Here is a 13,198-nt window from a genome sequence, read left to right on the forward strand (position 1 = left end):
ATCCGGGCCGGGGCCGACGGAATCCGCGGGACACGCCTCAGGCCTCCGGGAAGTGGCAGGCCGCCTGCCGCTCGCCGGGCCCGGCGATCCTCAGCAGCGGCCGCTCGGTCCGGCACACGTCCTGGGCCTTCGGGCAGCGCGGGTGGAAGGTGCAGCCGGGCGGCGGGTCGGCCGGGCTCGGCGGGTCGCCGAGCAGCACGATCCGCTCCCTGGTCCGCTCCGCCTCCGGGTCGGGCAGCGGGACGGCGGACAGCAGCGCCCTGGTGTACGGGTGCGCGGGGTTGCCGTACACCTCGGCCTTGTCGCCGATCTCCACGATCCGGCCCAGGTACATCACCGCGACCCGGTCGCAGACCCGCTTGACCACCGAGAGGTCGTGGGCGATGAACACGTACGCCAGCCCCAGCTCCCGCTGGAGCCGCTCCATCAGGTTGACCACCTGGGCCTGGATGGAGACGTCCAGCGCGGAGACCGGCTCGTCGGCGATCACCAGCCGCGGCGAGGTGGCCAGCGAGCGGGCGATGCCGATGCGCTGGGCCTGGCCACCGGAGAACTCGTGCGGGTAGCGGTCCAGGTGCTCGGGGATCAGCCCGACCAGGTCCATCAGCTCGGCGGCCCGCTCGCGCGCGGCCGTCGCGCTCTCCCCCTGGACCAGCAGCGGCTCGGAGATGATCCGGGCCACCGTCTGCCGGGGGTTGAGCGAGGAGTACGGGTCCTGGAAGACCATCTGGAGATCGCGCCGATGAGGGCGCAGCTGCGCCTGGGAGAGCCCGCCGATCTCGGTGCCGTCGAAGGTGACGCTGCCCGAGGTCGGGTCGAGCAACCGGACGATCATCCGCCCGGTGGTGGACTTGCCGCAGCCGGACTCGCCGACCAGCCCGAGCGTCTCGCCCGCGCCGACGTCGAAGCTCACCCCGTCCACCGCCCGGATCGGCGCACCGGGCCGCCCGGTGCGCCCGCGCCGGCCGGGGAAGGTCTTCACCAGGTCCCGTACCGAGAGCAACGGCTGAGTCATCGCGACACCCCTTCCGGCACCAGCGGCAGGTGGCAGGCGGCCTGGTGGCCGGGGGCGAGCGGGCCGAGCAGGGGGCGCTCGGCCAGGCAGCGGGCGTGCTCCTCGGCGGACGCGGCGGTGGTGCGGGCGCAGCGCGGGGCGAAGGAGCAACCGGGGGCGGGGGCGATCAGCGACGGCGGGCTGCCGGGGATGGCCCGCAGCGGGGCGTCGTCGGTGTCGTCCAGGCGCGGCAGCGAGTCCAGCAGGCCGCGCGTGTACGGGTGCGCGGGCCGTGCGAACAGCCGGTCCACCGGGGCCTGTTCGGCGGCCCGGCCGCCGTACATGACCAGGACCTCGTGGGCGACCCGGGCGACCACGCCGAGGTCGTGGGTGATCATCACGACGCCGAGGCCGCGCGCCTGCTGGATCCGGGCGATCAGGTCGAGGATCTGCGCCTGGACGGTGACGTCGAGCGCCGTGGTGGGCTCGTCGGCGATCAGCAGTTCGGGCTCGCAGGCGAGCGCCATGGCGATCATGACGCGCTGGCGCATGCCGCCGGAGAACTGGTGCGGGTACTCGTCGACCCGGCGGGCCGGCTCGGGGATGCCGACCTCGGCCAGCATCTCCACCGCCCGGGCCCGCCCGGCCTTGCGGTTGGCCTTGAAGTGCACCCGGTAGTGCTCGGCGATCTGTTCCCCGACGGTGTAGAAGGGGTGCAGGCTGGACAGCGGGTCCTGGAAGATCATCGCGATCCGGCGGCCCCGGACGACGCCCAGCTCCCGCTCCCCCAGGCCGCCCAGCTCCTGGCCGTTCAGCCGGATCGAGCCGGTGACGGTGGCGCCGCGGTGCAGGCCCATGACGGCGAGCGAGGTGACGGACTTCCCGCTGCCCGACTCGCCGACCAGCCCCAGGGTCCGTCCGGCCTCGACGGTGAAGGAGATCCCGTCCACCGCCCGGACGGTGCCGCGCGGGGTGTCGAAGGAGACCTTGAGGTCCTCGACCTCCAACAGCTCGGCCATCAGTACCTCACTCTCGGGTCGACGAACGCGTAGAGCAGGTCGACCAGCAGGTTCGCCGCGACGATGAAGAAGGCCGCGAGCAGGGTGACGCCGAGGATGACGGGCTGGTCGGAACGGGCCAGGCCGTCGTAGAACAGCCGGCCGACGCCGGGCAGGCCGAAGATCGACTCGGTGATGACGGCACCGGCCAGCAGCCCGCCGAGGTCCATCCCGAAGATGGTCAGGATCGGCGTCATCCCGGAGCGCAGCCCGTGCTTGACGGTGACCGTCCGCGACGGCAGGCCCTTGGCCCGGGCGGTGCGAATGTACGGCTCGGCCATCGCCTCGATCATCGAGTTGCGGCTCTGCCGGGCGTACATCGCCGCGTACAGCAGGGCCAGCGCGATCCACGGCAGCAGCAGGTTGGAGGCCCACTCGAAGGGGTTCTCGGTGAACTTGTGGTACGCCGGGTAGGGCAGCAGGCCGGCCGTCCTGACGACGCCCCAGATCAGCATGATCGAGGTGAAGTAGACCGGCAGCGAGGCGGTGCCGACGGACAGCACCATCAGCGCCTTGTCGACCGGCCTGCCCTTGCGCAGCGCCGAGGTGACGCCCGCGCCGAGGCCGAGGACCAGCCAGAGCACGGCCGCGCCGAGCGCCAGCGAGACGGAGACCGGCAGGCGGTCGGTGAGCAGGTCCCACACCGGCAGCCCGTACTCGTAGGAGTAGCCGAGGCAGGGGAAGCCGCAGTGCACGGCGCTGGGGCCGGAGCCGTAGTCGCGGCCGGCGAAGATGCCGCCGAGGTAGGCGAGGAACTGCTCCCAGACCGGTTTGTCCAGGCCCATCGCCGCCTTGACGTCGGCGAGCCGCTCGGGGCTGCAGGTCTTGCCGCAGGCGGCCGCGGCCGGGTCGTTGGGCAGCAGGTAGAAGATGGTGAAGGTGATGGCGCAGATGGCGAGCAGGATGCCCACCACGCCGAGCAGCCGGCGGCCGAGGTAGAGGATCACGACCGGCCTCCCCGGGGGTCGAGGATGTCGCGCAGCGCGTCCCCGAGCAGGGTGAACGCGAGCACGGCGACGAACAGGAAGGCGGTCGGGATCAGGAAGTAGGTCGGGTCGGTCTCGTAGTGCACGATGCTCTCGGCGATCATCTGGCCCCAGGACGCGGTCGGCGGGCGGACGCCGACGCCGAGGTAGCTGAGCGCGGCCTCGGTGGCGATCATGCCGGGGACCAGCAGGGTGGTGTAGGCGATGATCGGGCCCGAGACGTTCGGCAGGATCTCCCGGGTGAGGATGCGCCAGGAGCGCGCCCCGCCGACCTTGGCGGCCTCGACGTACTCGCGGTGCTTGAGCGAGAGGGTCTGCCCGCGCACCACCCGGGCGATGCCGGGCCAGGTGAACAGCCCGATCACCAGGGTGATCAGCAGGATCCGGTTGACGTCCTTGGCCACCGACATCATCGCGATCATGAAGATCAGCGAGGGGAAGGACATCGTGAGGTCCATCAGCCGGGACAGCAGGGTGTCGACCCGCCCGCCGAAGTAGCCCGCCGCGATGCCGGCCAGGGTGCCGACGAGCACGACGACGGCCGTCGCGGTGAACGCGATCAGCAGGGAGACCTGCCCGCCGTGCAGCACCCGGGCGAACAGGTCGCGACCGGTGCCCGGCTCGACGCCGAGCCAGTGCCGGGCGCTGATGCCGCCGAAGTCGCCCCGGGGCACGCCGCCCAGGTACGGGTCGATGGCGCGCTTGTCGAACTCCTCGGGGGTCCAGCCGCCGAGCGAGCTGAGCGGGCCGGCCAGCGCGGCGGCCAGCAGCAGCACGCCGACGGTGACCAATCCGAACCGGGCCGAGCCCTTGGCCCACAGCTGGTCCCAGACCAGCCGCCAGGGCCCGCGCCCGGCACTCTTCTTGGCGTCCCCCGCCGTGGCGTCGGCCACGGCGGGAGACTCAGTGGTGGTACTCATCGCTGCCGGCCCCTCACTTGCCCTTGGCGGGGTCCTTGAGGCCGATGGCACCCAGGTCGAGCATGCCGGCGTAGCCCTGGTTGCCGAACGCGCCGGCCACGTTGGAGCCGACCAGCAGGGGGCGGCGCTGCCAGATCAGCGGGACGGCCGGGGCCTTCTTCGCCAGGTCCTGGTCCAGCTGCTGCCAGGCCTTGTCGGCCTCGCTGACGTCCGTCATGGCCGCGATCTGGTCCATCCGGTCCATCGTGGCTTGGTCCTTGAACTGGCTGAAGTTGCCCTGGTTGCCCTTCTCCTTGATGGTGCGGCCGTCGAACTGGAACGGCAGGAAGGTCGCACCGGAGGGGTAGTCGGGGCACCAGCCGCTGATGGTCAGCTCGGGGGCGTTCTTGGTGTCGCCGATGGTGTCGGCGAAGGCGGACGGGTCGGTGGTGTTGATGGTGACCTGGACGCCGGCCTTGGACAGCGACTGCTGGATCGCCTCGGCACGGGTCTTGTCGCCGAGCGAGACGGTGAGCGAGACCTTGAGGTCGGTCTTGCCGGCCTCCTGGAGCAGCTTCTTGGCCTTCTCCTGGTCCCCGGTGGCCGGGATCTTCAGCGGGTCGGACTTGACGCCGGCGGTCAGCGAGGGCGGCAGGTAGGAGGTCGCCACGTCGGCCATCGCCGGGCCGCCGAAGGCCGTCACCTGGGCGTCGCGGTCGACCGCCCACATCATCGCCTCGCGCACCTTCGGGTCGTCGAAGGGGGCCTTGGCGGTGTTCAGGTACAGCATGTCGGTGCAGCCGGTGACCTCGGCGGCCATCCGGGACTTGACGTCCGGCTTGGGCAGCACCTTGGCGACGGTCTCGTGCTGCATCCACGGCATGTTGATGGCGTTGGCGTCGGCGCCGTCGCTGGCGATGATCCGGTCGTCGGCCTGCCCGCCCTTGATGCCCTGGGTGACCACGACCTTGTCCGGGTACGCCTTGCGGACGGTGTCGGTGGCCTGGTCCCAGTTGGTGTTGCGGACCAGCACCAGCTGCTTGCCGCGGTCGTAGGTCTCGATCTTGTACGGGCCGGAGGAGAACGGCCGGGCGTCGTACTGGGTGCCCTTCTCCTGCGACTGCGGCACCGGGGCGAAGGTCGGCAGCGAGACGGTGGAGGAGAACTCGGCGACCGGGCGCTTCAGGTGGAAGACGATCGTCCTGTCGTCCGGGGTCTCGATGCTCGCCAGGTGCTCGCCGTTCAGCGGGCCCTTGTAGTTCTCGCCGCCCGCCATGTACTGGATCGCGTAGTCGGGGCCGCCGGTGAGGTCCGGGGAGAAGGAGCGCTCGACGTTGTACTTGATGTCGGCGGACTTGATCGGCGTGCCGTCCTCGTACTTGAGGCCGTCCTTGAGGGTGAAGGTCCACACCTTGCCGCCCTCGGAGGGCTTGCCGAGGTCGGTGGCGAGGTCCGGGACGATCTCGCTGCCGGCCGCCCCCGGCTCGGACTTGAAGGTGGTCAGGGTCCGGTAGATCAGCCGGGTGCCGAAATCCATGTGCGGCACCACCCAGTTGCGGGCCGGGTCGAGGTGGGCGAAGTCCTGGTTGGTCAGGATGTTGAGGGTGCCGCCCTTGGCCGGGGTGCCGCCGATGATCGAGCCGGACGCCGCGCCCGGGCCCTTGCCGTCGGAGGGGGCGGCGTCGGCGCCACTGTCGCTCTTGTCGTTGGAGCAGGCCCCGAGGCCGAGGGTGAGGGTCGCCGCGAGGGCCGCCGCGAGGGCGGCGTGGGTGCGCCTGGTCATGTGCAACTCCGCTGTGGGGGGCCTGATCCAGCGATCTGGCCGGCTGCGCTGTGTGACCCGTAACATAGTAATGTGAAATTGCACTGCACAAGAGGTGACGCCCTCCGTTACCGAGCTGTGTCCGTGCCCGCATCTCCCCAGCCCCGCCTAGGAGTTCACCGGTGACCCTCCCCACGACCGGCCTCAACACCGGGAGCCACGACCTCCCGGTCTCCCCCGCGCTCGCCTCGTTCATGGCCACCAGCTGGTCCGCCACCCCCCTCCCCGCCGACCGGCGGGTCCCCGGCTACGACCGCTTCCCCGGCCGCCGCGCCCGGCTCTCCGCCGCCTTCCCCGGCGAACGGCTGATCGTCCCGGCCGGCCGGCTCAAGGTCCGCTGCAACGACCTCGACTACCGCTTCCGCCCGCACAGTGCGTACGTCTGGCTCACCGGCCTCACCGGCGAGGACCAGGCCGACCACGTCCTGGTCCTCGAACCGGCCGGCCCCGAAGGCCACGAGCCGATCCTCTACCTGCGCCCGCGCTCCCCCCGCGACGGCGGCGAGTTCTACCGCGACCGCCGCTACGGCGAGTTCTGGGTCGGCTCCCGGCCCGACCTCGCCGAGGCGGCCCGCCTCACCGGGGTGCGCACCGAACACCTCGACGACCTCGGCAAGCTGCTCAGCGGCCCCCAGCCGCCCACCCGGGTGCTGGCCGGCACCGACCCGCTGGTCGACGAGGCCACCGGACGGCCCGCCGACGGCCTGCGGGACGGCGAACTGGCCGCCGTCCTCTCCGAGTTGCGCCTGGTCAAGGACACCTGGGAGATCGGCCAGCTGCAACTGGCCGTCGACCACACCACCACCGGCTTCGAGGACGTCGTCCGCGCCCTGCCCACCGCCCTGCGCCACCACCGCGGCGAACGCTGGATCGAGGGCGTCTTCGACCTGCGCGCCCGCGCCGAGGGCAACGGCACCTCGTACACCACCATCGCCGCCTCCGGCGCCCACGCCTGCGTCCTGCACTGGATCCGCAACGACGGCGCCCTCGACCCGAACTCCCTGCTGCTGCTGGACGCGGGCGTCGAGACCGACACCCTCTACGCCGCCGACATCACCCGCACCCTCCCGCTCAGCGGCACCTTCACCCCGGTCCAGCGCCAGGCCTACGACCTCGTCCTCGCCGCCCAGAGCGCCGGCATCGCCGCCCTGCGCCCGGGGGCGCGGTTCCGCGACTTCCACCGCGCCGCCATGCGCGTCATCGCCGAGGGCCTCGCCGACTGGGGCGTCCTGCCCGTCTCCGCCGAGGAGGCCCTCGCCGAGGACAACGGCCTCTACCGCCGCTACACCCTCTGCGGCAGCGGCCACATGCTCGGCCTCGACTACCACGACTGCGCCAGGTCCCGCGCCGACCGCTACCTCGACGGCACCCTGGAGGAGGGCATGGTCCTCACCGTCGAACCCGGCCTCTACCTCCAGCCCGACGACGAGACCCTCCCCGCCGAACTCCGCGGCCTCGGCATCCGCATCGAGGACGACCTGGTCATCACCGCCGACGGCGCCCACCTGATGTCCGGCGCCCTCCCCCGCACCGCCGACGCCGTCGAGTCCTGGATGGCGAACCTGCTCTCCTGAGCCCAGGAGCGGACGATAATCCACCCCTGCGGGGGACAACACCCCGAGATCCACACGCCCTGGCTCACGCCCCGCGCGCCGACCGCCAGAGGTCGGTGACGATCTGCTCCGCCGGGCCCGTGCGGGCCAGGTGGTGGGCCGTGCCGGCCCAGAGGTGCATGGCGTCGGTGTCGCCGCGGCGGGCGGCGGCGGCGCGCAGGGGGGTGGTGAGGCGGTTGACCTCGGGGTAGGCGGGCGGGGCGTACGGGCCGTAGCGGTCGATGAAGGCGTTGCGCAGGCCGCGGGCCGGGCGGCCGGTGAAGGCGCGGGTGACGACCGTCTCCGGCAGTTCGACGAGCGCGGCCCGGTGGGCGGCCGGGGCACCGGACTCGTCGGAGCGCAGCAGCGCCGTGCCCAGCTGCACCGCCACCGCCCCCGCCCGCAGGGCCGCCGCGACGGCCGGGCCGTCGCCGAGCCCGCCCGCGGCGACCAGCGGCAGCGCCGTCACCTCCCGTACGGCGGGCAGCAGTTCGAGCAGCGGCAGGTCCCCCGGCTCGTCCGCCACCCGGTGGGTGCCCCGGTGGCCGCCCGCCTCCGGGCCCTGCACGCACAGCGCGTCCATCCCGAGGGCCTGTGCCGCCCGCGCCTCCTGCGGCGTGGTGACGGTGGCGACCTGGGTCGTCCCGACAGCCCGCAGCGCCGCCGCCTCCTCGGCCGTCGGCAGCCCGAAGGTGTACGAGACCACCGGCACCGGGTCCGCGACCAGCGCGGCGAGCTTGGCCTCCCAGTCGTCCCGGTCCGGCTCGGCCTCCTCCGGCAGCGTCACGTCCCACCGCTCGGCCTCGGGCCGCAGCCGCTCCCGGTAGGCCGCGACGGCCGCCCGGTCCCCGGGCGGGCCCGGCACGAAGAGGTTCACCCCGAACGGCCGGTCGCCGGACTTCCGTACCGCGGCGATCTGTTCGGACATCCCGGCGGCGCTCTTCATCCCGGCGGCCAGGAACCCCAGCCCGCCGGCCCGGCCCACCGCCGCCACCAGCTCGGGCGTCGAGGGCCCGCCCGCCATCGGGGCGGCGATCACGGGGACGGCGAGGTCATGGATACCGACGGCCATCGGGGCTCCTCACACTGCGGGCGGGCACGGACCGCTCCCACCCTACGCTCAGCGGATCAGCCCCCGCCGTCGCGCCTCGCGCACCGCCGCCGTACGCGAGTCCACCCCCAACTTGGTGTAGATGTGCACCAGATGGGACTTCACCGTGGCCTGGCTCAGGTGCAGCCGCTGGCTGATCCCCTGGTTGGCCAGCCCGTCCGCGACCAGCCCCAGCACCTCGGTCTCCCGGGCGCTGAGCGCCGCCGCCGGCGTCCGCATCCGCTCCAGCAGCCGGTCCGCGACGCTGGCCGCCAGCGCGCTGCGCCCGGCCGCGGCGGCCCGTACGGCCTGGGCCAGCTCCTCCGGCGGCGCGTCCTTCAGCAGGTAGCCGGTGGCGCCGGCCTCCAGGGCCGGCAGGGTGTCCGCGTCGGTGTCGTACGTGGTGACCACCAGCACCCGGGGCGCGCCCGGCCTGGCGGTGATCGCCGCGGTGGCCTGCGCCCCGTTCATCGCCGACCCCGGCCCGAACTGGAGGTCCATCAGCACCACGTCCACGCCCGGCTCCGCGGCCAGCTCGACGGCCCGCTCGGCGGTGGCCGCCTCCGCGACGATGGTGAAGTCCGGCTCGGACTCCAGCACCGCCCGCAGTCCGGCCCGCACCACCGGGTGGTCGTCCGCGATGAGCAGCCCGATCACGAGCCGGCCTCCGCGGTGACCGGCAGCTGCACCGCCACCGCCGTGCCCTCGCCGGGCACCGACTCCACCGTGAAGCTGCCGCCGAGCGCCCGCGCCCTGGCCCGCATCGTGGGCAGCCCGAACCCGCCCTCCGCGCTGGTACGGCCCGCGACCGCCGCCGGATCGAACCCGGCCCCGTCGTCGACCACGTCCAACGCCACCTCGCCCTCCATGTAGCTGAGTGTCACCTCGGCGCGGGTCGCCGCCGCGTGCCGGACGGTGTTGCCGAGCGCCGACTGCGCGATCCGCAGCAGCGCGACCTCCTGCGCGGCCGGCAGCCGGACCGGGTCTCCGGAGACGTGCAGGTGGACGGGCAGCGTGCCGTGCGCCGTCGTCGTCGCGCACAGCCGCTCCAGCGCGACCGGCAGCGGATCCCCGTCCAGTGCGGGCGGGGTGAGCGCCCGGACGAACCTGCGGGCCTCGTCCAGGTTGTCCTGCGCGGCCTGGCGCGCCTGCTCGACGTACCCGGCGGCTGCCTCGGTGCGCTCCGGCAGGGCCCGCTGGGCAGCCCGCAGCAGCAGCTGGATGGAGCTGAGGCTCTGCGCGAGGGTGTCGTGGATCTCCCGGGCGAGCCGCTCGCGCTCGGCCAGCACCCCGGCCGCGTGGTGCGCGGCGGCGGCGTCGGCGCGGGCGGCGGTGAGCTCGTCGATCAGCCGGCGCCGTTCCTCGCTCTCCCGGTACAGCGCCTGGTAGCCGAGCACGGTCGCGGTGGCGACGGCCGCGCCGAGCGCGGGCCCGATCGAGGCGGCGAAGCCGAAGCTGTGCTGGTGCCAGGACCACGCGGCGATCGACGCGGCGGCGGTCAGCCCGACGGCGACCAGCCCGCCGCGCCGCCCGAGCAGGTGCAGCTCCAGGAAGTACAGCGGGAAGGCCAGCCAGACCCCGTCCTGGGTGGCGATCAGCACGCCCGCCCAGGTGGCGCCGAGCAGCACCAGCCAGAGCGCGGCCGCCCGGCGCGAACGGCGCACGGCGGCCAGCTGCGGCCCGACGGTGTAGACGGCGGCCATCGCGGTGGCCGCCGCGGCGACGGCCGCGGGATCGCCGCTGCGGTCGACGAAGACGGCCCGGGCGACGGCGAGCACGAGCAGGCCCGCCACGAGCAGGTGCAGGCAGACCTGGAGGACGCGGGCGACGGGGGTGGTTCTGGATCGTTCGGTCGCCATCCGTCCAGCCTAAGTCGGCACCACCGGTCCGGCATCAATCAAAAGGTTGAACTCAGCATCTTCCCTTTGATGCCCAGGATGCAATCCCCCGCGCGATGCCCCGAGGCCCCGTCGTCCAGGACGGTGGAAGGGTCGAGAGAACCTGCGCAGAGGAAGGCCCAACGTGTTCGTCGCCTGGAGGGACCTCAGGTTCGCCAAGGGGCGGTTCGCCCTGATGGGGACCGTCATCGTGCTGATCACCGTCCTGGTCGGCCTGCTGTCCGGGCTGACCGCCGGGCTCGGCCGGCAGAACATCTCCGCCATCACCGGCCTGCCCGCCGACCACCTGGTCTTCGGCAAGCCCGCCGACGGGCAGAAGCTCTCCTTCACCGACTCCCAGGTCACCCCCGAACAGTGGCAGGCCTGGGCCCGTGAGCCCGGCGTCACCTCCGCCCAGCCGCTCGGCATCACCACCACCAAGGCCGCCGCCGGGCAGCGCACCGCCGCACTGTCCGCCTTCGGCGTCCCGGAGGGCTCCGGCCTCGCCCCGCAGGGCAGCCGGATCTCCGCCGGCCAGGCCGTACTGTCCAGGACCGCCGCGGAGAACCTGGGCGGCCTCACCGCCGGCGCCGAGTTCACCCTGGCCGGGCACCCGCTGCGGGTCGCCGCCGTCGACGGCGACGCCGCGTACAGCCACACCCCGGTGATCTGGACCAGCCTCACCGACTGGCAGCAGTTCGCCCCCGGCGGCGCCGGCCACGCCACCGTCATCGCGCTCGACACGGCGAAGGGCGCCGACCTGGCCGCCGCCGACGCCCGCCACGGCACCGAGACCCACACCCGCGACGACGCCCTCGCCGCGATCGGCTCCTACAGCTCGGAGAACGGCTCCCTCCAGCTGATGCGCGGCTTCCTGTTCGCCATCTCGGCCCTGGTGATCGGCGCGTTCTTCACCGTCTGGACGATCCAGCGCAGCGGCGACATCGCCGTCCTCAAAGCCCTCGGCGCCTCCACCCGCTACCTGCTGCGCGACGCCCTCGGCCAGGCCGTCCTGCTGCTGGTGCTCGGCACCCTGCTGGGCACCGCGATCGCCTCCGGCTTCGGCGCACTGATCGGCTCCGCCGTCCCCTTCGTGCTGGACGCCCCGACCGTCCTGCTGCCCGCCGCCGTCATGATCGCCCTCGGCGCGATCGGCGCGGCCCTGTCCATCCGCCGGATCACCTCCGTCGACCCGCTGACCGCCCTGGGGAGCGCCCGATGAGTCTTGTACTCGACCGCATCACCCTGACCTACCCGGACGGCGACGGCCGGCTGACCGCCCTGGACGAGGTCTCGCTGACCGTCCCCAAGGGCTCGCTCACCGCCGTCGTCGGCCCCTCCGGCTCCGGCAAGTCCAGCCTGCTGGCGGTGGCCGCCACCCTGATCGGCCCGGACTCCGGGCAGGTCGTCATCGACGGCACCGACACCACGGGCCTCAGCCGGGCGGACCTCACCGCGCTGCGCCGCACCAGGATCGGCATCGTCTTCCAGCAGGCCAACCTGCTGCCCTCGCTCACCGCCGTGGAGCAGCTGCAGGTGATGGCCCACCTCGACGGCCGCTCCCCGCGCAGCGCCCTGCCCCGCGCCCTGGAACTCCTGGACGCCGTCGGCCTGCGCGACCAGGCCGCCCGCCGCCCCCACCAGCTCTCCGGCGGCCAGCGCCAGCGGGTCAACATCGCCCGCGCGCTGATGAACGACCCCACGGTGCTCCTGGTGGACGAACCCACCAGCGCCCTCGACCACGAACGCGGCGCCGCCGTCCTCGACCTGATCACCGACCTCACCCACCGCCGGGCCACCGCCACCGTCCTGGTCACCCACGACCGCACCCACCTGACGGCCGTCGACCAGATCGCCGAGGTCCACGACGGGCGGCTGACGCTGCCCGCGACGGCGGTCTGAGCCGCCGACTCCCCCACCGGAAGTCTCACCGCCGTCCCGGGCAGCGCGACCAGCTGCCCGGGACGGCGCACCACTCTCTGCCGGTACTCCCCCGCCCTCGGGCCCGGTCAGCACCATCACCCGTCGTCCGGCCCGGTCGACGATCGCCCGGCGCCTCACCCGAACGAGTGATTCAGCTCCGGCGGGCCCCGAGCCGCAGGGCCGAGGGCTCCGGCTCGGCGGGCTTCTCCTCGCCGGCCCACAGGGAGCGGACGTGGCTGAGGTGGCGGGTCATGCAGGCCTCCGCCCCGGCCGAGTCGCCGGCGAGCAGCAGGTCCAGCAGCTCCAGGTGCTCCTGGGCCGAGGAGACCAGCTCACCGCGCTCGTCGAGCCGGTTGAGGCCGTACAGGCGCGAGCGCTTGCGCAGGTCGCCGACGACCTCGACCAGCCGGCTGTTGCCGGCCAGGCCCAGGAGGTCCAGGTGGAACTGGCGGTCGGCCTCCAGGTAGCCGATCAGGTCGTGCTTGCCGGCCGCCGCGACGATCGCCTCGGCCTGCGGGCGCAGCCGCTCCAGCTGCTCCTTGGTGGCGGTGCGGGCCACCCGGCCGACGGTCGGGACCTCGATCAGGGCGCGGATCTCGGTGAAGTCGTCGAGGTCGCGGTCGGTCAGCTCGGTGACCCGGAAGCCCTTGTTGCGGACGGCCTCGACCAGGCCCTCGCGGGCGAGGTCGAGCATGGCCTCGCGGACCGGGGTCGCGGAGACGCCGAAGTCGGCGGCGAGCGCGGGTGCGGAGTAGACGACGCCGGGGCGCAGTTCGCCCGAGATCAGGGCCGCCCGGAGTGCGTGGGCGACCTGGTCGCGAAGCCGCTCCTGTACGGAGATCAGGGTGCGGGATTTGAGGTCGGCCATGGTGTTCCTCCGGGTGGGTGCAGAACACCAGCGTACAATGTCACGTTACGTTGCGTACGCAACAGCCAGTGATTCGAACACCCGTCACC

Annotated in this window: 12 protein-coding genes; 3 read left to right on the forward strand and 9 right to left on the reverse strand. The window is 73.3% G+C overall.

Going from position 1 to position 13,198, the window contains the following annotated elements:
- Positions 1-37: 37 nt before the first annotated feature.
- Genes ACWDBB_RS25545 through ACWDBB_RS25565 form a run of 5 tightly spaced genes read right to left on the reverse strand, consistent with a single transcriptional unit; the run spans position 38 to position 5,720 of the window.
- On the reverse strand, positions 38-1,015 hold the full coding sequence (locus ACWDBB_RS25545; protein WP_449791817.1) for an ABC transporter ATP-binding protein: 978 nt from the start codon (positions 1,013-1,015) through the stop codon (positions 38-40).
- The gene (locus ACWDBB_RS25550) at positions 1,012-2,013 is read right to left on the reverse strand and encodes an ABC transporter ATP-binding protein (protein WP_449791818.1); all 1,002 of its coding nucleotides are present in this window, start codon (positions 2,011-2,013) and stop codon (positions 1,012-1,014) included. Before ACWDBB_RS25550 ends, ACWDBB_RS25545 begins: the two co-directional genes overlap by 4 nt.
- Positions 2,013-2,999, reverse strand: coding sequence for an ABC transporter permease (locus tag ACWDBB_RS25555; RefSeq protein ID WP_449791819.1), 987 nt, complete (start codon positions 2,997-2,999; stop codon positions 2,013-2,015). Before ACWDBB_RS25555 ends, ACWDBB_RS25550 begins: the two co-directional genes overlap by 1 nt.
- Positions 2,996-3,958, reverse strand: coding sequence for an ABC transporter permease (locus ACWDBB_RS25560; protein ID WP_449791820.1), 963 nt, complete (start codon positions 3,956-3,958; stop codon positions 2,996-2,998). Before ACWDBB_RS25560 ends, ACWDBB_RS25555 begins: the two co-directional genes overlap by 4 nt.
- Positions 3,959-3,971: 13 nt before the next feature.
- Positions 3,972-5,720, reverse strand: a complete 1,749-nt coding sequence (locus ACWDBB_RS25565) for an ABC transporter substrate-binding protein (protein WP_449791821.1) — start codon at positions 5,718-5,720, stop codon at positions 3,972-3,974.
- A gap of 161 nt (positions 5,721-5,881) precedes the next feature.
- Between ACWDBB_RS25565 and ACWDBB_RS25570 the strand changes: the two genes are divergently transcribed.
- Positions 5,882-7,333 (forward strand): aminopeptidase P family protein, encoded by a 1,452-nt coding sequence (locus ACWDBB_RS25570; protein WP_449791822.1) that lies wholly within the window; start codon positions 5,882-5,884, stop codon positions 7,331-7,333.
- A 64-nt stretch (positions 7,334-7,397) separates the two neighbouring features.
- On the opposite strand, the gene ACWDBB_RS25575 is transcribed toward ACWDBB_RS25570, so the two are convergent.
- From ACWDBB_RS25575 to ACWDBB_RS25585, 3 genes are read right to left on the reverse strand one after another with little or no spacing between them, the layout of a single operon-like run.
- A complete protein-coding gene (locus ACWDBB_RS25575; RefSeq protein WP_449791823.1) occupies positions 7,398-8,423 on the reverse strand; it encodes an NAD(P)H-dependent flavin oxidoreductase in 1,026 nt (341 codons plus the stop codon).
- Positions 8,424-8,471: 48 nt separating this feature from the next.
- Positions 8,472-9,098 (reverse strand): response regulator, encoded by a 627-nt coding sequence (locus ACWDBB_RS25580; RefSeq protein ID WP_449791824.1) that lies wholly within the window; start codon positions 9,096-9,098, stop codon positions 8,472-8,474.
- The gene (locus ACWDBB_RS25585) at positions 9,095-10,300 is read right to left on the reverse strand and encodes a sensor histidine kinase (protein ID WP_449791825.1); all 1,206 of its coding nucleotides are present in this window, start codon (positions 10,298-10,300) and stop codon (positions 9,095-9,097) included. Before ACWDBB_RS25585 ends, ACWDBB_RS25580 begins: the two co-directional genes overlap by 4 nt.
- A 163-nt stretch (positions 10,301-10,463) precedes the next feature.
- On the opposite strand from ACWDBB_RS25585, the gene ACWDBB_RS25590 reads away from it, so the two are divergent.
- Both ACWDBB_RS25590 and ACWDBB_RS25595 read left to right on the forward strand, forming a co-directional pair.
- Positions 10,464-11,540 carry an ABC transporter permease gene (locus tag ACWDBB_RS25590; RefSeq protein ID WP_449791826.1) on the forward strand — a complete coding sequence of 359 codons (1,077 nt, stop codon included), beginning with the start codon at positions 10,464-10,466 and terminating at the stop codon, positions 11,538-11,540.
- Positions 11,537-12,220 carry an ABC transporter ATP-binding protein gene (locus ACWDBB_RS25595; RefSeq protein WP_449791827.1) on the forward strand — a complete coding sequence of 228 codons (684 nt, stop codon included), beginning with the start codon at positions 11,537-11,539 and terminating at the stop codon, positions 12,218-12,220. Before ACWDBB_RS25590 ends, ACWDBB_RS25595 begins: the two co-directional genes overlap by 4 nt.
- A gap of 172 nt (positions 12,221-12,392) precedes the next feature.
- Here ACWDBB_RS25595 and ACWDBB_RS25600 read toward each other — a convergent pair whose 3' ends face one another.
- On the reverse strand, positions 12,393-13,109 hold the full coding sequence (locus tag ACWDBB_RS25600) for a GntR family transcriptional regulator (RefSeq protein ID WP_449791828.1): 717 nt from the start codon (positions 13,107-13,109) through the stop codon (positions 12,393-12,395).
- Positions 13,110-13,198 lie beyond the last annotated feature (89 nt).

It is taken from the genome of Kitasatospora sp. NPDC001095 (genome assembly GCF_053598615.1).

What these genes read in the sequence shown, in the direction of transcription:
- ACWDBB_RS25545 (WP_449791817.1), bottom strand. Translation starts at nt 1,015, where the DNA reads ATGACTCAGCCGTTGCTCTCGGTACGGGACCTGGTGAAGACCTTCCCC.
- ACWDBB_RS25550 (WP_449791818.1), bottom strand. Translation starts at nt 2,013, where the DNA reads ATGGCCGAGCTGTTGGAGGTCGAGGACCTCAAGGTCTCCTTCGACACC.
- ACWDBB_RS25560 (WP_449791820.1), bottom strand. Translation starts at nt 3,958, where the DNA reads ATGAGTACCACCACTGAGTCTCCCGCCGTGGCCGACGCCACGGCGGGG.
- ACWDBB_RS25565 (WP_449791821.1), bottom strand. Translation starts at nt 5,720, where the DNA reads ATGACCAGGCGCACCCACGCCGCCCTCGCGGCGGCCCTCGCGGCGACC.
- ACWDBB_RS25575 (WP_449791823.1), bottom strand. Translation starts at nt 8,423, where the DNA reads ATGGCCGTCGGTATCCATGACCTCGCCGTCCCCGTGATCGCCGCCCCG.
- ACWDBB_RS25585 (WP_449791825.1), bottom strand. Translation starts at nt 10,300, where the DNA reads ATGGCGACCGAACGATCCAGAACCACCCCCGTCGCCCGCGTCCTCCAG.
- ACWDBB_RS25595 (WP_449791827.1), top strand. Translation starts at nt 11,537, where the DNA reads ATGAGTCTTGTACTCGACCGCATCACCCTGACCTACCCGGACGGCGAC.
- ACWDBB_RS25600 (WP_449791828.1), bottom strand. Translation starts at nt 13,109, where the DNA reads ATGGCCGACCTCAAATCCCGCACCCTGATCTCCGTACAGGAGCGGCTT.